Genomic DNA, 20,623 nt, shown 5'->3' with positions numbered 1-20,623 from the left:
GCAGTCGCGAACGAAAGGCGGGCTCCGGTGAGCGCGAGGAACGCAGCGAAGCGGAGTCCCGCAGTCGCGAACGAAAGGCGGGCTCAGCATGAACCTGAGTGCTGACCTCACCCGGGCCCAGGCCAAGGCCGCCACGCTGATCGAGGCGCTGCCCTGGCTGGCCCGTCTCTCCGGCGCCACCGTCGTGGTCAAGTACGGCGGCAACGCCATGGTCGACCCGGAACTTCAGCGGGCGTTCGCCGCCGACATGGTGTTCCTGCGCTACGCCGGCCTGAAGCCCGTCGTGGTGCACGGCGGCGGCCCGCAGATCTCGGCCATGCTGGGCCGGCTCGGCATCGCCAGCGAGTTCCGGGGCGGCCTGCGGGTCACCACGCCGGAGGCGATGGACGTGGTCCGGATGGTCCTCGTCGGGCAGGTCGGCCGGGAGCTGGTCGGGCTGATCAACGCACACGGCCCGTTCGCGGTCGGCCTCTCCGGCGAGGACGCCGGGCTGTTCACCGCGGTGCGCCGTCCCGCGTACGTGGACGGGGAAGCGGTCGACGTGGGGCAGGTCGGCGACGTGGAGTCGGTGAACGCCTCGGCGGTCACCGACCTGATCGAGGCGGGCCGGATCCCGGTCATCTCGACTGTCGCGCCGGACGCCGACGGGGTGCTGCACAACCTCAACGCGGACACCGCCGCCGCCGCGCTCGCGGTGGCGCTGGACGCCCGCAAGCTGGTCGTGCTCACCGACGTGCCGGGCCTGTACGCCGACTGGCCGGACATGTCCAGCCTGGTCAGCGAGATCACCGCGGACGACCTGGCGAAGCTGCTGCCGTCCCTGGAGTCGGGCATGGTCCCGAAGATGGAGGCCTGCCTGCGGGCGGTGCGCGGGGGAGTGCCGGCCGCGCACGTCGTCGATGGCCGGGTCGCCCACTCCACGCTGCTGGAAGTGTTCACGTCGGAGGGCTTCGGAACCATGGTGATCGACTCATGAGCACGCTGGTGCAGCGGTGGAACGCCACCATGATGGACAACTACGGCACGCCGCCGCTGGCGCTCGTCTCCGGCTCCGGCGCCGTCGTGGTCGACGAGGCCGGCCGGGAGTACGTCGACCTGCTCGGCGGCATCGCCGTCAACGCGCTCGGCCACGCCCACCCGGCGGTGGTGGCCGCCGTCAGCAAGCAGGTCGCGACGCTCGGGCACGTGTCGAACCTGTTCGTCGCCGAGCCGCCGGTGGCGCTGGCCGAGCTGCTGCTGGCGCTGGCCGGCCGCCCCGGCCGGGTGTTCTTCGCCAACTCCGGCGCGGAGGCCAACGAGGCCGCGTTCAAGCTGTCCCGGCTCACCGGCCGCCGGCACGTGGTCGCCACCCGGGGCGGCTTCCACGGCCGGACCATGGGCGCGCTCGCGCTGACCGGGCAGCCGGCGAAGGCCGACCCGTTCCGCCCGCTGCCCGGCGACGTGACCCACGTGCCGTTCGGCGACGCGGACGCGCTGGCCGAGGCGGTCACCGACGACACGGCCATGCTGATCATCGAGCCGATCCAGGGCGAGAACGGCGTGGTCGTCCCGCCGCCCGGCTACCTGGCCGCGGCCCGGCGGATCACCGCCGCGCACGGCGCGCTGCTGGTGCTCGACGAGGTGCAGACCGGCGTCGGGCGGACCGGCCACTGGTTCGCCCACCAGGCCGAGGGCGTCGAGCCGGACGTGATCACGCTCGCCAAGGGCCTCGGCGGCGGGCTGCCGCTGGGCGCCTGCCTGGCCTTCGGCCGGGCCGCCGACCTGCTCACCCCCGGCTCGCACGGCACCACGTTCGGCGGCAACCCGATCAGCTGCGCCGCCGCGCTCGCGGTCGTCTCCACGATCGCGCACGAGGGCCTGCTCGACCACGTCAAGCGGGTCGGCGAGCGGCTGCGGCGCGGCGTCGAGGCGCTCGGGCACCCGCTGGTCCGCGAGGTGCGCGGCGCCGGCCTGCTGCTCGGCATCGTGCTCGACCAGCCGGTCTCCGCCGCCGCGGCGGCAGCGCTGCGCGAGGCGGGCTTCCTGGTCAATCCGGTGCAGCCGGACGTGGTCCGGCTCGCCCCGCCGCTGATCCTCACCGTGGCGCAGGCCGACGCCTTCGTCGCCGCGCTGCCCGCCGCGCTGTCCGCCGCCGCGCCGCCCTGTTCCACCGACGCCGCAGCGACCGCCGACGACGCCGCGTCCGACGCCACGACCCCGACGGAGGCTCCCGCATGATCCGCCACTTCCTGCGTGACGACGACCTGACGCCCGCCGAGCAGGCCGCCGTGCTCGACCTCGCCGCCCGGATGAAGGCCGACCGGTACGGCCACCAGCCGCTGGCCGGGCCGAAGTCGGTGGCGGTGCTGTTCGACAAGCAGAGCCTGCGGACCCGGATCTCGTTCGACGTCGGCATCGCCGAGCTGGGCGGGCACCCGCTCGTGGTGGACACCCAGGTCACCCACTTCGGCCGCGGCGAGACGCTCGCCGACGCCGGCCGGGTGCTGTCCCGCTACGTCGCCGCGATCGTGCTGCGCACCCACGGCGACGACCGGATCGCCGAGGTCGCCGAGCACGCCACCGTGCCGGTGGTGAACGCGCTGACCGACACGTACCACCCCTGCCAGCTGCTGGCCGACCTGCTCACGGTCCGGGAGCGCTTCGGCGCCACCGCCGGGCGGATCCTCACGTATGTGGGCGACGCGGCGAACAACATGGCCCACTCGTACCTGCTGGCCGGCGCGACCGCCGGGATGCACGTGCGGATCGCCGGGCCGTCCGGGTTCCAGCCGGACCCGGAGATCGTGGCCCGCGCGGAGAAGATCGCCGCCACCACCGGCGGCTCGGTCCAGGTGCTCGTCGATCCGGCCGAGGCGGTACGCGGCGCGCACGTCGTCGCCACCGACACCTGGACGTCGATGGGGCAGGAGGCCGACGGGCTGGACCGGATCACGCCGTTCCTGCCGTACCAGGTCAACGCCGCGCTGCTCGGCCACGCCGACACCGACGTGATCGTGCTGCACTGCCTGCCCGCCCACCGGGGCGAGGAGATCACCGACGAGGCGCTCGACGGCCCGCACAGCGCGGTGTTCGACCAGGCGGAGAATCGGCTGCACGCCCAGAAGGCGCTGCTGACGTTTCTCCTGGAGGAATCCGCATGACCGCTCCGCTGACCCGCGCCGCGCGGCACGCCCGCATCGTCGAGCTGATCCGCGACACCCCGATCCACTCGCAGACCGAGCTGGCCGACCTGCTCGCCGGGGACGGCATCCAGGTCACCCAGGCCACGCTGTCGCGGGACCTCAAGGAACTGGGGGCGGTGACCGCGCGCGGCGGTGACGGGCGGGGCGTCTACCTGATCCCGGAGGACGGGCACCGGCCGCTGCGCGACGCCGAGGGCGCGCCGGCCCGGCTGGTCCGGCTGCTGCGCGAGCTGCTCAACGGCGTCGACTCCAGCGGCAACATCGCGGTGCTGCGCACCCCGCCGGGCGCGGCCCAGTATCTCGCCAGCGCGCTGGACCGGGCCGGCCTGACCGAGATCGTCGGCACCATCGCCGGCGACGACACCATCCTGGTCGTGGCCCGCGAGGCCGACGGCGGGGCGGCGCTGGGCGAGCGGCTCGCCGCCTGGGCGCGCCGGGACGACAACGCGGAAGGGAGCACCACGTGACCGAGCGGGTCGTGCTGGCGTACTCCGGGGGCCTGGACACCTCGGTCGCCATCCCGTACCTGGCCGAGCAGACCGGCGCCGAGGTGATCGCGGTGGCTGTCGACGTCGGCCAGGGCGGCGAGGACATGGCCGTGATCCGGCAGCGCGCGCTCGACTGCGGCGCCGTCGAGGCCGAGGTGGTCGACGCGCGCGACGAGTTCGCCGCCGACTACTGCCTGCCGGCCATCCGGGCCAACGCCCTCTACATGGACCGCTACCCGCTGGTTTCCGCGCTGTCCCGGCCGCTGATCGTCAAGCACCTGGTGGCCGCGGCCCGCGCCCACGGCGGCACGATCGTGTCGCACGGCTGCACCGGCAAGGGCAACGACCAGGTTCGCTTCGAGGTCGGCCTGGGCGCGCTCGCGCCCGACCTGAAGGTGATCGCCCCGGCCCGGGACTTCGCCTGGACGCGGGACAAGGCGATCGCGTTCGCCGAGGAGAAGGGGCTGCCGATCGACGTGTCGGCGAAGTCGCCGTACTCGATCGACCAGAACCTGTGGGGCCGCGCGGTGGAGACCGGGTTCCTGGAGGACATCTGGAACGCCCCGGTCGAGGACCTCTACGCGTACACCGGGGACCCGGCGGCGGAGCGCGACCCGGACGACGTGGTGCTCACGTTCGACGCCGGCGTCCCGGTCGCGATCGACGGCGAGACGGTCACCCCGTACGAGGCGATCCGGGAGCTGAACCGGCGCGCCGGGGCGCACGGCGTGGGCCGGCTCGACATGGTCGAGGACCGGCTGGTCGGCATCAAGAGCCGCGAGGTGTACGAGGCGCCCGGCGCCCTCGCCCTGATCACCGCCCACCAGGAGCTGGAGGCGGTGACAGTCGAGCGGGATCTCGCCCGGTTCAAGCGCGGCGTCGACCAGCGCTGGGGTGAGCTGGTCTACGACGGGCTCTGGTTCTCGCCGCTGAAGCGGTCGCTGGACGCGTTCATCGACGACGCCCAGCGGCACGTGTCCGGCGAGGTGCGGCTGCGGCTGCACGGCGGCCGGGCGGTGGTGACCGGCCGGCGCTCCGAGGCGAGCCTGTACGACTTCGGCCTGGCCACGTACGACACCGGCGACACGTTCGACCAGTCGCTGGCGAGGGGTTTCGTGCAGTTGTGGGGTCTGCCCAGCCGGATGGCGGCGGCGCGGGACGCCCGGATGGGAGGAGCCTGATGGGGGGCACCACAATGGGTGGGGTGGACGACAAGAGCCTGACCGAGAACAGCGCCCCCGCCAACCGGACGAGCCTATGGGGCGGCCGGTTCGCCGGTGGCCCCGCCGAGGCGCTCGCGCGGCTGTCGGTGAGCGTGCAGTTCGACTGGCGCCTCGCCCCGTACGACATCGCCGGTTCCCGCGCGCACGCCCGGGTCCTCGCCGGCGCCGGCCTGCTGGACCCGGACGAACTGGGCCGGATGCTTGCCGCGCTGGACGACCTGGAGGCGGCGTGCGCCTCCGGCGCGTTCCGCCCGACGGTGGACGACGAGGACGTGCACACCGCGCTGGAGCGTGGCCTGCTGGAGCGGCTGGGCAGCCTCGGCGGCAAGCTGCGCGCCGGCCGGTCCCGCAACGACCAGGTCGCCACCGACCTGCGGCTCTACCTGCGCGATCACGCCCGCGGCGTGGCGGCCCGGCTGGTCGAGCTGGCCGATGCCCTCGTCGAGCAGGCGGAGCGGCACGTGGCCACCGCCGCGCCGGGCATGACGCACCTGCAGCACGCCCAGCCGGTCACGTTCGGGCACTGGCTGCTGGCCCACGTGCAGCCGCTGCTGCGTGACCTGGAGCGGATGCGCGACTGGGACGAGCGGACCGCGATCAGCCCGCTCGGCGCGGGCGCGCTGGCCGGCTCGGGGCTGCCGCTGGACCCGGTGGCGGTCGCCAAGGAGCTGGGTTTCCGCACCTCGTTCGCCAACTCGATGGACGCGGTCGCGGACCGCGACTTCGTCGCCGAGTTCCTGTTCGTCACCGCCATGATCGGCGTGCACCTGTCCCGCCTCGGCGAGGAGGTGGTGCTCTGGACGTCGCAGGAGTTCGGCTGGGTCGAGCTGGACGACGCCTTCGCCACCGGCTCGTCGATCATGCCGCAGAAGAAGAACGCGGACATCGCCGAGCTGGCCCGGGGCAAGTCCGGCCGTCTGGTCGGCGGCCTGATGAGCGTGCTCACCATGCTCAAGGGCCTGCCCATGACGTACGACCGGGACATGCAGGAGGACAAGGAGCCGGCGTTCGACGCGGTCGACACGCTGGAACTGCTGCTGCCCGCGCTGGCCGGCATGATCTCCACGATGACGGTCCGGGTGGACCGCCTGGTGGCCAGCGCGCCGTCGGGCTTCTCGCTGGCCACCGAGGTCGCCGACTGGCTGGTCCGGCGCAACGTGCCGTTCCGCGACGCGCACGAGATCACCGGCAAGCTGGTGGCGCTCTGCGCGGTCCGGGACTGCGCGCTGGACGAGGTGTCCGACGCCGACCTGGCCGCGGTGAGCGAGCACCTGGACCCGTCGGTGCGCGACGTGCTGTCGGTGCGTTCGGCGCTGGCCGCGCGCATCACGCCCGGCTCCACCGGCCCCGGCCCGGTCGCCGACCAGCTCGCCGCCGCGGCGGACAAGCTGACCGGCTGGCGGGAGTGGGCCGCCGAGCGGGTCGTCCCCCGCTGACCTGCGGCTGAGCCCCGGGGGCAGGCACTCGCCTGCCCCCGGGGCAGCCCGGCACCATCCGCTGCCCGTCCGGCACTCGCGCCTCACGCCCTCCGCGCCTCACCTCACGCGCCCCGCGCCCCGCGTCCCGCGCCGAGATCTTGGTACGAAAAGGCCCCTATAGGGGCCTCAAGCTTCCAAGATCTACAAGAGTCCTGCTATGTGGAACGCGGATCCCACTTGCCGGCGTCGGGCTGAACGTCTCGGACTTCGGACTCCGACCGCTTGCGGCGGCTCCGGCGCTTGCCCGGATCTGCCGCACGACCTCGTTCTCCGGTCAGCCTGTGGGCCGCTCGCGTTTCGGCAGCTTCGCCACCACCGCGTCGTACGACCCGTCGACCGCCTCGATCAGCTCGTCGTCCGGGATGCCGCCGGAGAGCCGCAGCGTGTTCCAGCCGGATCGGCCGATGTAGGGGGAGGGGCGCGCGTCGGTCGGGAACCGGTGCAGCCACTCGTCGGCCACCTCCCGCGACGGCCCGCACTTCACCCCGAGCCGGGCTTCACCCTCGGGCGAGCCGAGGAACGCGAAGATGCGGCTGCCCACCTTCACCACCTCGTCGCCCTCCCACGGCCGGTCGAGCCAGGCGCCCGGCTTGGCCAGGCAGTAGGCCAGCATCTCCTCGCGCGTCATCGCGTCCTCCCGTGCCCTCGTCCGGCACAGTCTGGCCCGTAGCTGTGACAGTTCGCCGCGCCGGTCAGTCGCCGGTGCCGGTGCGGACGGTGAGCCGCTCGTAGCGCTGCCGGGCCGCCTGGGCGCTGCCCAGCCCCAGCCCGAAGGCGATCGCCTGCCAGGTCATGCCCCGCCCGCGGGCCACATGCAGCAGCCCGGCCTCCAGCGCGTCCACCTCGGAGCGCACGTGCGGGATGAGCGTCAGCGCGGCCATCAGGTCGGCCTGGTCGACAGGCTCCTCGCCCTCGTCCAGCCCGGCGCCTCCGGCGAGCGCCATCACCAGCGTGGCCGCCTCGTAGGCGTCGGGCACGTCGGGGTGGGCGTAGCGACGGCGGCGGGAGTTCGTGCCGGCGTGCCGCTCGGCGATGCGCAGCAGCGCCGCGTAGTTGCGGTGCGCCCGGGCCTGGGCAGCATCCGGAGCGGTGAACGGGTCGTTGTCCACGGTGACCATGACGTCCATCCCACATCGAAGAATGGCTTGTTGTCAACACCCTGTTGAAATTCATTCGTGCAAGACGGCACGCCCTCGGAACGTGGTGAGAAAACGACGCGTCATGCACCGCAGACGCGCGACGGGGTGGTCCGGGTTGCCGGACGGCCGATTCAGGCCGGTGAATTCCGCACGGGGGCGGCCGGAGCGGGCCGGCGACGCGGGGTGTGCCGCCGGTAGACGCTCACGCTCGGCTCGTCCGCCAGCCAGAACCGCCACGGCAGGTCGTGCGCGGCGGCGACCCCGACACGCGGCCCGGCGAGGATGCGCGCCGGGTCGACCGGGCTCCCGGGTGGCGTCAGCAGCAGCGGGCCGCTGCCGTCGATCGCCGAGGTGCCGTTTGCGTCCCGCCCGATCCCGAGCGCGGTGACCAGCCGGGCCGGCCCGCGAGCCAGCTCCCGGTCGGCGGCGCGTGGCCGGCGCTCGCGGGCGGTCTCGATGCCGTCGACGACCTCGCCCGCGCGCAGCAGCACCGCCGCCGCCTCGCCGTCCCGCCCGCAGACGATGTTCGCGCACCAGTGCATGCCGAACACGAAGTACACGTACACGTGCCCGGCGGGCCCGAACATGACCTGGTTGCGCGGCGTCGGCCCGCGGTGGGCGTGCGACGCCGGGTCCTCGCCGGTGCCCGCGTACGCTTCGACCTCGGTCAGGCGGACGGTGACGCCGCCGGCCGACACGGTCCAGCCGAGCAGCGTCCGGGCGGTGTCCGCGATCTGCGCGGCGGGCGCGGAGAGCCAGGGGTACGTCATCGCGGCAAGGGTAGTCGGTGGGTGGCGGTGATCCGGGCCACGGCGGGTCGGGCAGGCACCGGAATAGTTGACTCGTCAAATATGTTGTGAGGAGCGATCCCGGGCCGACCGGTCCGGACCCCACGCGAGGAGCTGGTCATGCAGTTCGGAGTCTTCACCGTCGGTGACGTCACCCTCGACCCGACAAACGGGCGGCTGCCGTCCGAGCGTGAGCGGATCAAGGCCATGACCGCCATCGCGCTCAAGGCCGAGGAGGTCGGCCTGGACGTCTTCGCCACCGGCGAGCACCACAACCCGCCGTTCGTGCCGTCGTCGCCGACCACCATGCTCGGCTGGATCGCCGCGCGCACCGAACGGCTGCTGCTGTCGACCTCGACCACGCTGATCACCACCAACGACCCGGTGAAGATCGCCGAGGACTACGCGATGCTCCAGCACCTCGCCGACGGCCGGGTGGACCTGATGATGGGACGCGGCAACACCGGGCCCGTCTACCCGTGGTTCGGCCAGGACATCCGCAACGGCATCCCGCTGGCCATCGAGAACTACGACCTGCTGCGCCGGCTGTGGCGCGAGGACGTCGTCGACTGGAAGGGCCGCTTCCGTACGCCGTTGCAGGCGTTCACCTCGACCCCGCGCCCGCTCGACGGCGTGCCGCCGTTCGTCTGGCACGGCTCGATCCGCAGCCCGGAGATCGCCGAACAGGCCGCGTACTACGGCGACGGCTTCTTCGCCAACCACATCTTCTGGCCCAAGAGGCACACCCAGCGGATGGTCGGCCTCTACCGGCAGCGGTTCGCGCACTACGGCCACGGCTCGCCCGACCAGGCCATCGTCGGCCTCGGCGGGCAGGTCTTCATGCGCCGCAACTCCCAGGACGCGGTACGCGAGTTCCGCCCCTACTTCGACAACGCCCCGGTCTACGGGCACGGCCCGTCGATGGAGGAGTTCACCCGCGAGACGCCGCTGACCGTGGGCAGCCCGCAGCAGGTCATCGACCGCACGCTGGGCTTCCGCGAGTACGTCGGCGACTACCAGCGGCAGCTCTTCCTGATCGACCACGCCGGCCTGCCGCTGAAGACGGTGCTGGAGCAGCTCGACCTGCTGGGCGAGGAGGTGGTCCCGGTGCTGCGCAAGGAGTTCGACTCGATGCGTCCCGCGCACGTGCCCGAGGCGCCCACCCACGCCAGCCTGCTTGCCGCCCGTGACGCCGCGCCGGCCGACGGGGAGCAGCGATGACCCGCCGTACCCTGGCTGTCGTCTCGGCCGGGCTCGCCCAGCCGTCGTCCACCCGCCTGCTCGCCGACCAGCTCGCCGCGGCCGCCCGCGACGAGCTGGGCGGGCGCGGCGCGACAGTCGAGCTGCGCACCGTGGAGCTGCGCGAGCACGCCCACGACGTGGTGAACCACCTGCTCACCGGCTTCGCGCCGGCCGCGCTGCGGCAGACGCTCGACGCCGTGGCGGCCGCCGACGCGCTGATCGCGGTGACGCCGATCTTCAACGCGTCCTACAACGGGCTGTTCAAGTCGTTCTTCGACGTGATCGACCGGGACACGCTCGCGGGCAAGCCGGTGCTGATCGGGGCGACCGGCGGCACCGCCCGGCACTCTCTCGCGCTGGAGCACGCGGTCCGGCCGATGTTCACGTACCTGCGGGCGGCGACACTGCCCACGGCGGTGTTCGCCGCGCCGGAGGACTGGGCCGGCGACGACGGTGACAGCGCGTTGCGGTCCCGGATCCGCCGAGCCGCCGCCGAGCTGGCCGAGCAGGTGGGCCGCCGGCCGCCCGCGACCGGCCCGGCCGACCCGTTCGCGCTGACCACCGACTTCGCCGACCTGCTCGCCGGCCGCGACCCGTCCTGACGCTGACCGGGCCGGCGCGGACCGACCTCTACCGGGCGTGGTCGTCGCCGGGGAACCACGCCGGAAACTTGATATGACTGAGAGGCATAAATATGCCTCTCAGTCATATCGCTTGGAAGACATCCCTCGGGCCGGGCCGGGCCGGGCCGGGCCGGGCCGGGCCGGGCCGGGAGGGCTCGGCGGACCGGAGCGGGGCGGGGCAACCAGCGCGCGGCGCGTCAGTCGTCGGCCGGCTCGGGCCGGTGGGCGACGAGCACCGGGCAGTGGGAGTGCTGCACCATGGCCTGGCTGACCGAGCCGAGCAGCAGCCCGGCGAAGCCGCCGCGGCCCCGGGAGCCGACCACCACGAGTGACGCCTCGCCGCTGGCCTCCCGCAGCGCGGTCTCCGGCGAGGCGGCGGTGACGGACCGCTCCGTCACCCGCAGGCCCGGGTGCGCCGCCCGGACCCGGTCCGCGGCCTCGGCCAGCAGCCCGGCAGCCTCGGCCCGCTCGGCGGTGGACGCCTCCGCCGCGACCTCGGGCGCCACCGCGCCGCGTTCCGGCGACCGGACGTGCATCAGCACCAGCTCCGCGTCGCGCCGCTCGGCCTCGTCGGCGGCCAGCTCGATCGCGTACGCGGCCGAGTCGGAGCCGTCCACGCCGACCAGCACCGGCCCGTCCACCGGGATCGGCTGCTCCTCCGGGCGGACGATCAGCACCGGGCAGTGCCCGTGCTGCGCGAGCTGCCCGCTGACCGAGCCCAGCAGCAGGCCGGCGAAGCCGCCCACGCCCCGGCTGCCCACCACCACCAGCTCGGCGCGGCGGGACTCCTCGACCATCGTCGCGCCCGGACCGCCGGCGACCTGGCGCACCTGCACGCGCAGGCCCGGGTGCCGCTCGGCCAGGTCGGCGGCGACCGACTCCAGCATCTTCTCCGACTCCGCGGTGGGCGCCGGCACCCCCAGGTCGTACGGGTTGAGCGGCACGCCGTAGCCGAGCGGGTGCAGGTAGCCGTGCACCAGCAGCAGCGGCCGGGAACGCGCCACGGCGGTCGCGGCGGCCAGGTCGGCGGCGGCCAGGCTGGACGGTGATCCGTCCACTCCCACCACGACGGGTCGGTTCATCAGGTCTGTTCCCTCCGGTCGGCTCAGGCCATTGTGGCGGTCCCGGCGCCGCCGGGACCGCCGAACCGGGGTCAGCGGTCCCGGCCCCCGCGGTGCCGGACGACGGCCAGCGGGCTGTGGCAGTGGTGCAGCACGGCGTGGCTGACCGAGCCGAGCAGCAGCGAGCCGAGGCTACCCCGCCCGTGCGCGCCGACCACCGTCAGCTGCGCCCCGACGGACTCCTCGACCAGCACCCGGGCGGGCGTGGCGGCGGCGACCAGCTTCGGCCGTACCGTGACCTCCGGGTAGCGCTCGGTCCAGCCGGCGATCGCCTCGGCCAGCACCCGCTGCTCGTCGGCGCGCAGCTCCTGCGGGTCGTACGCCAGCGGCAGGACGTCGCCGAACGCCTCGCGGTAGCTGACCGGCTGCGGGTAGAGCCAGGTGTGCACCACGACCAGCTCGGCGCCGCGCGCCGCGGCCTCGGCGAACGCGAAGCCGACCGCCTCGTCCGACAACGCCGAGCCGTCCACGCCGACCACCACCGGGCCGTCGGCACGGGCCTCGCCCCGGGCGACGAGCACCGGGCAGTCCGCGCGGGCGGAGAGCTGCACCGCCGCCGAGCCGACCAGGAGTTCGGCGAAGCCGCCCAGGCCACGGTGGCCCAGCACGAGCAGCGCGGCGTCGCGGCTCTCCCGCAGCAGCACCGCCACCGGCCCGCCGTCGACCACCGCGCCGGTCACCGCCAGCTCGGCGTCGACCTTGCGGGCCTCGTCCACCGCCTCCTCGACCAGCTTCTCGGCCTCCTGGCGCAGCTCGATGTCGGGCAGCACCGGGGCGACCATGCCCAGCGGCGTGCCGACCAGCGGCCACAGGAAGGCGTTCACCACCCGCAGCGGCCGGTGCCGCAGCACCGCCTCGCGTGCGGCCAGCCGTACCGCGTCCAGCGCGGACGGGGAACCGTCCACGCCCACCACGACGGGGGCACCGGTCCTGTCGGTCATCACGTCCTCCTTCGGTTCACCCTCAGCCTGCGCCGGCCGCTTCCACCTGGGCAGAGGCGATCCGCCCGCCCTGACCGGGACCATCGGCCCCTACCGGCCGGGCCGATCGCGAGGTGGAATGGAACCACTGCACCCTCCGCCGATCCTGGAGGCGCGATGACCCCGCTGGAGATGCTCCGCGTCCATCCGTTCCTGGCCGGGCTGCCCGACGAGTGGCTGCCCCGGCTCACCGGCTACGCGCGCCCGGTGGTCTGGCACCCCGGGCACCGCCTGTTCCGCTCCGGCCAGCCGGCCGACCGCTTCTGGCTGGTCCGCGGCGGCCAGGTCGCGCTGGACTTCCCGGTTCCGGGCCGCGGCGACGTGGGCATCGAGACGATCGGCCCGGGCGGGGTGCTCGGCTGGTCCTGGCTGTTCCCGCCGTACCGCTGGCAGTTCGGCGCGGTCGCCACCCAGCGCAGCACCGCCGTCGAGCTCGACGCCGACGGGGTACGCCGGCTGATGGAGTCCGACGACACGCTCGGCCGCCAGCTCACCACCCGGTTCATGAGCGTGGTGGTGGACCGCCTCCAGGCGTCCCGGGTGCGGTTGCTCGACCTGTACGGCTACCCGACGGCGGCGGCGAGCTAGCGGTCGCGGACGACCAGCTCGTCCACCTCGAGCCGGCCGATGCGCAGCTCGCGGATCACCGCGCGGCGCACGGCGAGCCGGCCGATCACGAGCGAGCCCACCGCCACGGCGCCGAGCGCGAACGCGCCGAAGGCGATCGCGCCGACAGCAGTGGCGCCGAGCGCCCGCGCGCCGGTCGCGCCCGCGCCGGTGGCCTGCGCGCCGACGGCTCGTGCCCCGGTGGCCTGCGCGCCGGTCGCGCCCAGGGCGCGGATACGTGCGGTCGGAAGCAGATTCGGCATGTCCCGATCCTAGTTGCGCGACCGCAGGCCGGTCAGGTGACGGTGAGGCCGCGCGCGGTGAACTGGCCGCGTACCCGGGCCAGCAGGTCGGCGTCAGGCGGCTCGGTGTCCGCCAGCGGGAAGGTCAGCCCCAGCTCGGCGTACTTGTGCGCGCCGAGGCGGTGGAACGGCAGCACCTCGACGCGCTGCACCGTCGCCAGCCCGGCGGCGACGTCGGCCACCCGCTCCACCTCGTCGACCGCGTCGGTCAGGCCGGGCACCAGCACGTACCGGATCCAGATCGGCGTACCCCGGTCGGCCAGCCGTTGCGCGAACCGCAGCGTCGGCGCGAGCCGGCCGGTGCCGGTGACCCGGCGGTACGTCTGCGGGTTGCCCGCCTTGACGTCGAGCAGCACCAGGTCGGTGGCGTCCAGCAGCGCGTCGTCGGCGCGCACGCCGAGGAAACCGGAGGTGTCCAGCGCGGTGTGCAGGCCGAGGTCGTGGCAGCGGCGCAGCAGCTCGCCGGTGAACGCCGGCTGCAGCAGCGGCTCCCCGCCGCTCACGGTGACGCCGCCGCCCGCGACCTGGATGAACCGGCGGTACCGGGTGGCCAGGGTGACCATCTCGTCCACGGTGCGGCGGCGGCCGCTGCGGCCGTACCAGGTGTCCGGGCTGTGGCAGTAGCGGCAACGCAGCGGGCAGCCGGCCAGGAAGACCACGAACCGGGTGCCCGGCCCGTCCACCCCGACCGACGTGTCCCACGAGTGCACCGCGCCGGTGACGGCCTCCGCGGCGCGGCCCGGCGCCGCCGCAGTGACCTGCGGCGGCGCGGGCGGGCGGCTGGTCACAGCGACCCGTGGAAGGTCCGCGACACCACGTCGCGCTGCTGCTCCGGCGTGAGCCGCACGAAGTTCACCGCGTACCCGGAGACCCGGACGGTGAGCTGCGGGTACCGCTCCGGGTGCGCCATCGCATCCAGCAGCGTGGCCCGGTCCAGCACGTTGACGTTGAGGTGGAACCCGCCGGCGTCGGTGTAGCCGTCGAGCACCCCGGCCAGGTTCGCGATCCGCTCGTCGCGGGTGTGGCCCAGGCCGTCCGGCGTGACGGTGCCGGTCAGCGAGATGCCGTCGCGGGCCGCGTCGTACGGCAGCTTCGCCACCGACAGCGCCGAGGCGACCAGGCCGTGCGTGTCCCGGCCGTTCATCGGGTTCGCCCCGGGCGCGAACGGCTCACCGGCGCGCCGGCCGTCCGGCGTGTTGCCGGTGTGCTTGCCGTACACCACGTTCGAGGTGATGGTGAGCACCGACATGGTCAGCTCCGCGTCGCGGTACGTGCGCTGGCGGCGCAGCTTCTCCGCGAACGTCTCGACCAGCCACACCGCGATCTCGTCGGCCCGGTCGTCGTCGTTGCCGTACGTCGGGAACTCGCCCTCGACCGCGTAGTCGACCGCCAGCCCGGACTCGTCGCGCAGCACCTTGACCCGGCCGTACCGGATGGCCGACAGACTGTCCACGGCGACCGACAGGCCGGCGATGCCGGTGGCCATGAACCGGCGCACCGGGTGGTCGTGCAGCGCCATCTCCAGCCGCTCGTAGGCGTACCGGTCGTGCTGGTGGTGGATCACGTTCAGCGCGTCCACGTACGTCTCGGCGAGCCAGTCCAGCGTCCGGTCGTACGCGGCCAGCACCTCGTCGTAGTCGAGCGTCTCACCGCCGACCGGCGCGGCCGCCGGGGCGACCTGCGCGCCGGACAGCTCGTCCCGGCCGCCGTTGATCGCGTACAGCAGCGCCTTCGCGAGGTTCGCCCGTGCGCCGAAGAACTGCATGTCCCGGCCGACCCGCATGGCCGACACGCAGCAGGCGATCGCGGTGTCGTCGTCGTACGCGGGGCGGATCAGCTCGTCGTTCTCGTACTGGATGGCGCTGGTGTCCAGCGACACCTGGGCGCAGAACCGCTTGAACCCCTCGGGCAGGCGCGGCGACCAGAGCACCGTCAGGTTCGGCTCCGGCGCCGGGCCGAGGTTGTACAGCGTCTGCAGGTAGCGGAACGTGGTGCGGGTGACCAGCGGACGGCCGTCCGCGCCCATCCCGCCGAGCGACTCGGTGACCCAGGTCGGGTCGCCGGAGAACAGCTGGTCGTACTCGGGGGTGCGCAGGAAGCGGATGATCCGCAGCTTGATCACGAAGTCGTCGATCAGCTCCTGCGCGCCGCTCTCGTCCAGTCGCCCCTCGGCGATGTCCCGCCGCAGGTAGGCGTCGACGAACCCGGCGGTGCGCCCGAGCGACATCGCGGCGCCGTTCTGCTCCTTCGTGGCGGCCAGGTAGGCGAAGTAGAGCCACTGGATCGCCTGCGCGCCGGTGGCGGCCGGGCGGGAGACGTCGAAGCCGTACGCGGCGGCCATCTCCTTCAGCTCGCCGAGCGCGCGGATCTGCTCGGCCAGTTCCTCCCGGTCGCGGATCACGTCGTCGGTGCTGCGCCGGCCGTCCAGCGCCGCCTTGAGCGTCCGGCGCTCCTCGATCAGCCGGTCCACGCCGTACAGCGCGACCCGGCGGTAGTCGCCGATGATCCGCCCGCGCCCGTACGCGTCGGGCAGCCCGGTGATGACGTGCGAGCGGCGCGCGGCCAGCACGTCCTCCGGGTACGCGTCGAAGACCGCGTCGTTGTGCGTGCGGCGGTACCGGGTGAAGATCTCGTGCACGCGCGGGTCCGGTTCGCGCCCGTACGCGCGCAGCGCGGTCTCCACCATCCGCAGCCCGCCGGCCGGCATGATCGCCCGCCGCAGCGGCGCGTCGGTCTGCAACCCGACGATCAGCTCCCGCTCCCGGTCGATGTAGCCGGGCGCGTGCGAGGTGATCGTGGACGGGGTGGCCGCGTCGACGTCGTACACGCCGCGGCGCCGCTCCTCCGGGAACATTTCCCGCAGCCGGTCCCACACCGCGAGGGTGCGCGGCGTCGGCCCGGTGAGGAACGACGCGTCCCCGGTGTACGGCTCGTGGTTGTGGCGGACGAAGTCGGCCACGTCGACTGTCTCCTGCCACGCTCCGGCGTGGAACCCGCGCCAGGGGGCCAGGGCTTCGGTGACGATCATGTCGGTCCCTCTCCGGACGTCGGCGGGCCGGTCCCCGCGGGGTGCGGGGACCGGGGCGGGGGTCAGGGCTGGAGCACGAGCCGGGCGGCGACCCGGCCGGCGAGGACGTCGTCCACCGCGTCGTTGATCTCGTCCAGCTTGCGGGTCTCGTAGACGACCCGGGTGCGGCCGGCGGCGTGCAGCGCGAACACCTCGGCCAGGTCGGCGCGGGTGCCGACGATCGAGCCGAGCACCGTGATGCCCTTGAGCACCGTCTCGAAGACGGGCAGGCTGATCGCGTTCTCGGCGGGCAGCGACACCAGCACCAGCCGGCCGCCGCGGCGCAGCGAGCGGTGGGCCTGCTCGATCACCCGAGGGCTGGCGGCCAGCACGATCGCCACGTCCACGCCGCCCAGGGCGGTGATCCGCTCGACCGGGTCGGTGGTGGCGGCGTCGACGGTGTGCGTCGCGCCCAGCGACGTGGCCAGCTCCAGCTTCTCGGCGGTCACGTCGACCGCGACCGTCTCGGCGCCGAAGATCTGCGCGTACTGCTGGGCGAGGTGGCCCAGGCCGCCGATGCCGAAGATCGCGACCCGCTCGCCGGGCCGTACCCCGGCGACCTTGACGGCCTTGTACGTGGTGACGCCCGCGCAGGTCAGCGGCGCGGCCTCGAACGGGTCCACGTCGTCGGGCACGCGGACCGCGTAGCGGGCCGATGCGACGGCGTACTCGGCGTGCGCGCCGTCGATGCTGTAGCCGGTGTTGCGCTGCGACTCGCACAGCGTCTCCCAGCCGGTCACGCAGTAGGAGCAGGTGCCGCAGGCCCAGCCGAGCCAGGGCAGCGCGACCCGGTCGCCGACGGCGTGCTCGGTGACGCCGGGGCCGACCTTCTCGATCACTCCGACGCCCTCGTGACCGGGCACGAACGGCGGGGTGGGCTTCACGGGCCACTCGCCGCGGGCGGCGTGGATGTCGGTGTGGCACAGTCCGCTGGCTTCGATACGGACCAGGATCTCGCCCGGGCCGGCCTCCGGCACGGGACGCTCGATGATTTCCATCGGGCGGTCGAACGCGGTGACGACACTCGCGCGCATGGGGAGCCTCCTCTGTCTCGTTCTCCCCTTCAGCGTCGTCCAGCCGGGCGCGAGCGGGCAGGGGCGCAGGACCGCCGTGACCCGGGACCAACGGCCCCTTCGGGGCGGGAACGACGGTACGGCCGCCGGTGACGTACCGGCGGCCGTACCCCGGGGGCGGTCAGCGATCGACGACCAGGCGGCGGGCCCGCAGGATGCGCGCCCACCAGGGCCGGTCGTCCGGGCGCAGCCGGGGCGCCGGCAGGCCGCGCAGGCTGACCCAGCCGCCCGGCCCCATGGTGACGGTGCCCACCGACGGCGGGCGGCGCCGCGACCACACCGCCACCGCTGCGGTGAGCGCGGCCACCGCGAACGCGCCGGTGGCGGCCGCGACGAGCTGGTCGGGTTCGACCACGCGCCGGTAGCGGACCCGGCCGCCGGCCGCGACGAACACGCCGACCGGGCGGCCGTCGCGGTTCACCGGCACCAGCGCGGCGTCCCCGGGCAGCTCCAGCACCGGGCCCACCGGCCCGGCCGGGGCGGGGGCGGGCGCCGCGGCCGGCGGTGGCGCGGCCTGCGGCGGTGCCGGGCGGGGGACCGGCGCGACCGCCGGGCCGGTCGGGTTGAAGATGGCGGTCATGACGCTGCCCTCCTAGCGGGAGTCGGACTTCTCGGTGCGGGCCTCGACAGCGGCCCGGCCGGCGGCCAGCCGCGCCACCGGCACGCGGTACGGCGAGCAGGAGACGTAGTCGAGCCCGGCCGCGGCGAAGAACCCGATCGAGTCCGGGTCGCCGCCGTGCTCACCGCACACCCCGACGGTCAGGTCCGGCCGGGCCGCCCGGCCCTCGGCGACGGCGAGGCGGACCAGCCGGCCCACCCCGGTGGCGTCGATGCTCTCGAACGGCGACACCGGGAAGATCCCCCGTTCCAGGTACGTGGAGAAGAACGCCCCCTCCACGTCGTCGCGGGAGAACGCCCAGGTCATCTGCGTCAGGTCGTTGGTGCCGAAGGAGAAGAAGCGCGCCTCGGCGGCGATCTCCCCGGCGGTCAGCGCCGCCCGGGGCGTCTCGATCATCGTGCCGATCGGGATCTCCGGCGCGCCCGGGACCCCGGCCAGCACCCGCTGTGCCTCGTCCGCCACCGCGGCGAGTTCCCGCACGTCCCCGACCAGCGGCACCATGATCTCCGGGCGCGGGTCGCCGCCGGCCCGGACCCGCTGCGCGGCCGCCTCGGCCAGCGCTCGCACCTGCATCGCGAACAGGCCCGGCACCACCAGCCCGAGCCGTACGCCGCGCAGCCCGAGCATCGGGTTCGTCTCGTGCATCCGGCGCACCGCCGCGAGCAGCACGCCGTCGTGGCCCGGCTCCTCGCCGCGCGCCTGCGCGCCCGCCACCTGGGCGGTCAGCTCGGCCAGGGGAGGCAGGAACTCGTGCAGCGGCGGGTCGAGCAGCCGGACGGTGACCGGCAGCCCGTCCATCGCGGTGAGCAGCCCGAGGAAGTCGGCCCGCTGCAACGGCAGCAACGCGTCCAGCGCCGCGCCCACCTCGGCCGGACCGTCGGCCAGGATCAGCCGCTCGACCAGCTCCCGGCGCTCGCCGAGGAACATGTGCTCGGTGCGGCACAGCCCGATCCCGGCGGCGCCCAGCTCACGGGCCCGCCGTGCGTCGTCGGGCGTGTCGGCGTTGGCGTGCACGCCGAGCGTGCGCACCGCGTCGGCGTGCCCGAGCAGCCGGTGCACGGCGGCGACCAGCGGGTCGGCCTCCGGCCGCAGCTCACCGGTCAGGTACCGGGCCACCGGGGACGGCTGCACCGGCACCTCGCCGAGCCAGATCCGCCCGCTGGTGCCGTCGATGGAGATCACCTCGCCGGCGCGCACCACGTGCTCGCCCACTGTGAACTCGCCGCGCTCCACGTCGATGGTCAGCGCCTCGGCGCCGCACACGCAGGTCCGGCCCATGCCCCGGGCCACCACCGCGGCGTGCGAGGTCTTCCCGCCGCGCGAGGTGAGCACCCCGACCGCGGAGATCATGCCGGGCAGGTCGTCCGGGTTGGTCTCCGGCCGGACCAGGATGACCGGGTCGGTGGACGCCGCCGCGGCGGCCGAGTCGAACACCACCCGTCCGACCGCCGCGCCGGGGGAGGCGCCGACGCCGACGGCGAGCGGCTCGGGCGCGCCGGCGGCGTCGAAGGCCGGGAACATCAGCTGGGCGAGCTGCGCGCCGGTGACCCGGGTCAGCGCCTCGTCGGCCGTGATCAGCCCCTCCTCGGCCAGCTGCGCGGCGATCACGAACGCAGCCGCCGCGGTCCGCTTGCCGACCCGGGTCTGCAGCATCCACAGCTTCCCGCGTTCGATGGTGAACTCGACGTCGCACAGGTCGCGGTAGTGCCGCTCCAGCGTCGCCATGATCTCCCGCAGCCGGTGGAAGCTCGCCGGATCGAGCTTCGCCAGCTCGGTCAGCGGCACGGTGTTGCGGATGCCCGCCACCACGTCCTCGCCCTGCGCGTCGCTCAGGTAGTCGCCGTACACGCCGGGGGCGCCGGTGGCCGGGTCGCGGGTGAACGCCACACCGGTGCCGGAATCCGGGCCGAGGTTGCCGAACACCATCGCCATCACGTTGACGGCGGTGCCCAGGTCGTCCGGGATGCGCTCCTGACGCCGGTAGATCCGGGCCCGCTCGGAGTGCCAGGACTCGAACACCGCGCGGACGGCCAGGAACAGCTGCTCGTGCGGGGCTTGCGGGAAGTCGTGCCCGACGTGCCGGGCGAAGATCTTCTTGTACGTCTCGACCAGGTCGTGCAACTGTCCGGCGCTCGGCCCGCCCGGCCCGGCGGTGGCCCGCAGCGCGGCCAGCTCGTGCTCGAACTCGTCGGCCGGGATGCCGTGCACGGTGCGGCCGAACATCTGGATCAGCCGCCGGTACGAGTCCCACGCGAACCGCTCGTCGCCGGTGCGGGCGGCCAGCCCCGCCACCGTGGTGTCGTTGAGCCCGATGTCCAGGATCGTCTCCATCATCCCCGGCATCGAGAACCGCCCGCCGGAGCGGACCGCCAGCAGCAGCGGGTCCCGCGCGTCGCCCAGCCACCGGTCCAGCCGCGCCTCGACCTCCCGCAGATGCGCGTTGATCTCCTCGTACAGGCCGTCCGGCGGCGCGCCGGTGGCCAGGTACGCCCGGCAGGCGTCGGTGGTGACGGTGAACCCGGGCGGCACCGGCAACCCGAGCCGGGTCATCTCGGCGAGGTTGGCGCCCTTGCCGCCGAGCAGGTCGGCCTGGCTGCGGTCACCCTCGATGAAGTCGTAGACGTACTTCGACATGGTCCGGCCTCCTCGACTGCGTGGTTCCACCTCCTTGGTAACCGGGCCGGCCGGCGGC

Annotated in this window: 20 protein-coding genes; 9 read left to right on the top strand and 11 right to left on the bottom strand. The window is 74.2% G+C overall.

The features are described 5' to 3' along the window. The first annotated feature begins 88 nt into the window (after positions 1-88). The 6 genes from argB to argH are packed head-to-tail and all read left to right on the top strand — an operon-like array spanning position 89 to position 6,329. Complete coding sequence (gene argB / locus ACSDG8_RS05465; protein WP_210897557.1) at positions 89-976, top strand: acetylglutamate kinase; 888 nt, start codon at positions 89-91, stop codon at positions 974-976. Continuing rightward, a complete protein-coding gene (locus ACSDG8_RS05460) occupies positions 973-2,217 on the top strand; it encodes an acetylornithine transaminase (RefSeq protein WP_210897556.1) in 1,245 nt (414 codons plus the stop codon). The genes argB and ACSDG8_RS05460 overlap by 4 nt, the downstream gene beginning before the upstream one ends. Beyond that, positions 2,214-3,140 carry an ornithine carbamoyltransferase gene (gene argF, locus ACSDG8_RS05455; protein WP_210897554.1) on the top strand — a complete coding sequence of 309 codons (927 nt, stop codon included), beginning with the start codon at positions 2,214-2,216 and terminating at the stop codon, positions 3,138-3,140. Before ACSDG8_RS05460 ends, argF begins: the two co-directional genes overlap by 4 nt. Further along, positions 3,137-3,649, top strand: coding sequence for an arginine repressor (locus ACSDG8_RS05450; RefSeq protein ID WP_030502461.1), 513 nt, complete (start codon positions 3,137-3,139; stop codon positions 3,647-3,649). The genes argF and ACSDG8_RS05450 overlap by 4 nt, the downstream gene beginning before the upstream one ends. Then, positions 3,646-4,851, top strand: coding sequence for an argininosuccinate synthase (locus ACSDG8_RS05445; RefSeq protein ID WP_439427723.1), 1,206 nt, complete (start codon positions 3,646-3,648; stop codon positions 4,849-4,851). The genes ACSDG8_RS05450 and ACSDG8_RS05445 overlap by 4 nt, the downstream gene beginning before the upstream one ends. A 14-nt stretch (positions 4,852-4,865) precedes the next feature. Beyond that, on the top strand, positions 4,866-6,329 hold the full coding sequence (gene argH / locus ACSDG8_RS05440) for an argininosuccinate lyase (RefSeq protein ID WP_210897723.1): 1,464 nt from the start codon (positions 4,866-4,868) through the stop codon (positions 6,327-6,329). Between the two features lie 316 nt (positions 6,330-6,645). Here argH and ACSDG8_RS05435 read toward each other — a convergent pair whose 3' ends face one another. The 3 genes from ACSDG8_RS05435 to ACSDG8_RS05425 all read right to left on the bottom strand — a co-directional run bounded on the left by ACSDG8_RS05435 (position 6,646) and on the right by ACSDG8_RS05425 (position 8,280). Next, positions 6,646-6,999, bottom strand: a complete 354-nt coding sequence (locus ACSDG8_RS05435) for an MmcQ/YjbR family DNA-binding protein (RefSeq protein WP_210897552.1) — start codon at positions 6,997-6,999, stop codon at positions 6,646-6,648. A 64-nt stretch (positions 7,000-7,063) separates the two neighbouring features. Next, positions 7,064-7,489 carry a DNA-binding protein gene (locus tag ACSDG8_RS05430; RefSeq protein WP_210897550.1) on the bottom strand — a complete coding sequence of 142 codons (426 nt, stop codon included), beginning with the start codon at positions 7,487-7,489 and terminating at the stop codon, positions 7,064-7,066. A gap of 152 nt (positions 7,490-7,641) precedes the next feature. Continuing rightward, positions 7,642-8,280, bottom strand: a complete 639-nt coding sequence (locus ACSDG8_RS05425; protein ID WP_210943161.1) for a DNA-3-methyladenine glycosylase — start codon at positions 8,278-8,280, stop codon at positions 7,642-7,644. 138 nt (positions 8,281-8,418) lie between these two features. Here ACSDG8_RS05425 and ACSDG8_RS05420 point away from each other — a divergent pair, with 138 nt between their 5' ends. Both ACSDG8_RS05420 and ACSDG8_RS05415 read left to right on the top strand, forming a co-directional pair. Next, positions 8,419-9,519, top strand: a complete 1,101-nt coding sequence (locus ACSDG8_RS05420) for an LLM class flavin-dependent oxidoreductase (protein ID WP_210897547.1) — start codon at positions 8,419-8,421, stop codon at positions 9,517-9,519. Continuing rightward, positions 9,516-10,142, top strand: coding sequence for a CE1759 family FMN reductase (locus ACSDG8_RS05415; protein ID WP_210897545.1), 627 nt, complete (start codon positions 9,516-9,518; stop codon positions 10,140-10,142). The genes ACSDG8_RS05420 and ACSDG8_RS05415 overlap by 4 nt, the downstream gene beginning before the upstream one ends. Positions 10,143-10,360: 218 nt before the next feature. Here the strand turns inward: ACSDG8_RS05415 and ACSDG8_RS05410 are convergent, their stop codons facing one another. After that, the gene (locus ACSDG8_RS05410; RefSeq protein ID WP_210897542.1) at positions 10,361-11,245 is read right to left on the bottom strand and encodes a universal stress protein; all 885 of its coding nucleotides are present in this window, start codon (positions 11,243-11,245) and stop codon (positions 10,361-10,363) included. A gap of 71 nt (positions 11,246-11,316) precedes the next feature. Then, positions 11,317-12,225 (bottom strand): universal stress protein, encoded by a 909-nt coding sequence (locus tag ACSDG8_RS05405; protein ID WP_210897539.1) that lies wholly within the window; start codon positions 12,223-12,225, stop codon positions 11,317-11,319. A gap of 156 nt (positions 12,226-12,381) precedes the next feature. Between ACSDG8_RS05405 and ACSDG8_RS05400 the strand changes: the two genes are divergently transcribed. Continuing rightward, positions 12,382-12,852 (top strand): cyclic nucleotide-binding domain-containing protein, encoded by a 471-nt coding sequence (locus ACSDG8_RS05400; RefSeq protein WP_116509964.1) that lies wholly within the window; start codon positions 12,382-12,384, stop codon positions 12,850-12,852. Here ACSDG8_RS05400 and ACSDG8_RS05395 read toward each other — a convergent pair. The 6 genes from ACSDG8_RS05395 to ppdK form a co-directional block, all read right to left on the bottom strand. Then, complete coding sequence (locus tag ACSDG8_RS05395) at positions 12,849-13,133, bottom strand: hypothetical protein (protein WP_210897537.1); 285 nt, start codon at positions 13,131-13,133, stop codon at positions 12,849-12,851. The genes ACSDG8_RS05400 and ACSDG8_RS05395 overlap by 4 nt on opposite strands. A gap of 32 nt (positions 13,134-13,165) precedes the next feature. Then, entirely contained in the window at positions 13,166-13,960 is a 795-nt protein-coding gene (pflA, locus tag ACSDG8_RS05390) for a pyruvate formate-lyase-activating protein (RefSeq protein ID WP_210897535.1), read from the bottom strand. Then, positions 13,957-16,200, bottom strand: coding sequence for a formate C-acetyltransferase (gene pflB / locus ACSDG8_RS05385; protein WP_210897533.1), 2,244 nt, complete (start codon positions 16,198-16,200; stop codon positions 13,957-13,959). The genes pflA and pflB overlap by 4 nt, the downstream gene beginning before the upstream one ends. A gap of 62 nt (positions 16,201-16,262) precedes the next feature. After that, the gene (gene adhP, locus ACSDG8_RS05380; protein WP_210897530.1) at positions 16,263-17,273 is read right to left on the bottom strand and encodes an alcohol dehydrogenase AdhP; all 1,011 of its coding nucleotides are present in this window, start codon (positions 17,271-17,273) and stop codon (positions 16,263-16,265) included. Between the two features lie 160 nt (positions 17,274-17,433). Next, entirely contained in the window at positions 17,434-17,892 is a 459-nt protein-coding gene (locus tag ACSDG8_RS05375; protein WP_210897528.1) for a hypothetical protein, read from the bottom strand. Between the two features lie 12 nt (positions 17,893-17,904). Further along, positions 17,905-20,565, bottom strand: a complete 2,661-nt coding sequence (gene ppdK, locus ACSDG8_RS05370) for a pyruvate, phosphate dikinase (protein WP_210897526.1) — start codon at positions 20,563-20,565, stop codon at positions 17,905-17,907. Between the last annotated feature and the right edge of the window lie 58 nt (positions 20,566-20,623).

The organism is Micromonospora sp. LA-10, assembly GCF_051853095.1.
GTDB classification, from domain to species: domain Bacteria; phylum Actinomycetota; class Actinomycetes; order Mycobacteriales; family Micromonosporaceae; genus Micromonospora; species Micromonospora echinospora_A.
The sequence above is the reverse complement of the archived record's forward strand: the minus strand, read 5'-3'. Positions and strand labels throughout refer to the sequence as shown.

What these genes read in the sequence shown, in the direction of transcription:
- pflB (WP_210897533.1), bottom strand. Translation starts at nt 16,200, where the DNA reads ATGATCGTCACCGAAGCCCTGGCCCCCTGGCGCGGGTTCCACGCCGGA.
- ACSDG8_RS05410 (WP_210897542.1), bottom strand. Translation starts at nt 11,245, where the DNA reads ATGAACCGACCCGTCGTGGTGGGAGTGGACGGATCACCGTCCAGCCTG.
- ACSDG8_RS05430 (WP_210897550.1), bottom strand. Translation starts at nt 7,489, where the DNA reads ATGGTCACCGTGGACAACGACCCGTTCACCGCTCCGGATGCTGCCCAG.
- ACSDG8_RS05420 (WP_210897547.1), top strand. Translation starts at nt 8,419, where the DNA reads ATGCAGTTCGGAGTCTTCACCGTCGGTGACGTCACCCTCGACCCGACA.
- ppdK (WP_210897526.1), bottom strand. Translation starts at nt 20,565, where the DNA reads ATGTCGAAGTACGTCTACGACTTCATCGAGGGTGACCGCAGCCAGGCC.
- ACSDG8_RS05400 (WP_116509964.1), top strand. Translation starts at nt 12,382, where the DNA reads ATGACCCCGCTGGAGATGCTCCGCGTCCATCCGTTCCTGGCCGGGCTG.
- ACSDG8_RS05450 (WP_030502461.1), top strand. Translation starts at nt 3,137, where the DNA reads ATGACCGCTCCGCTGACCCGCGCCGCGCGGCACGCCCGCATCGTCGAG.
- ACSDG8_RS05395 (WP_210897537.1), bottom strand. Translation starts at nt 13,133, where the DNA reads ATGCCGAATCTGCTTCCGACCGCACGTATCCGCGCCCTGGGCGCGACC.
- argF (WP_210897554.1), top strand. Translation starts at nt 2,214, where the DNA reads ATGATCCGCCACTTCCTGCGTGACGACGACCTGACGCCCGCCGAGCAG.
- argH (WP_210897723.1), top strand. Translation starts at nt 4,866, where the DNA reads ATGGGTGGGGTGGACGACAAGAGCCTGACCGAGAACAGCGCCCCCGCC.
- ACSDG8_RS05405 (WP_210897539.1), bottom strand. Translation starts at nt 12,225, where the DNA reads ATGACCGACAGGACCGGTGCCCCCGTCGTGGTGGGCGTGGACGGTTCC.
- ACSDG8_RS05425 (WP_210943161.1), bottom strand. Translation starts at nt 8,280, where the DNA reads ATGACGTACCCCTGGCTCTCCGCGCCCGCCGCGCAGATCGCGGACACC.
- ACSDG8_RS05415 (WP_210897545.1), top strand. Translation starts at nt 9,516, where the DNA reads ATGACCCGCCGTACCCTGGCTGTCGTCTCGGCCGGGCTCGCCCAGCCG.
- argB (WP_210897557.1), top strand. Translation starts at nt 89, where the DNA reads ATGAACCTGAGTGCTGACCTCACCCGGGCCCAGGCCAAGGCCGCCACG.
- adhP (WP_210897530.1), bottom strand. Translation starts at nt 17,273, where the DNA reads ATGCGCGCGAGTGTCGTCACCGCGTTCGACCGCCCGATGGAAATCATC.
- ACSDG8_RS05435 (WP_210897552.1), bottom strand. Translation starts at nt 6,999, where the DNA reads ATGACGCGCGAGGAGATGCTGGCCTACTGCCTGGCCAAGCCGGGCGCC.
- ACSDG8_RS05460 (WP_210897556.1), top strand. Translation starts at nt 973, where the DNA reads ATGAGCACGCTGGTGCAGCGGTGGAACGCCACCATGATGGACAACTAC.
- ACSDG8_RS05375 (WP_210897528.1), bottom strand. Translation starts at nt 17,892, where the DNA reads ATGACCGCCATCTTCAACCCGACCGGCCCGGCGGTCGCGCCGGTCCCC.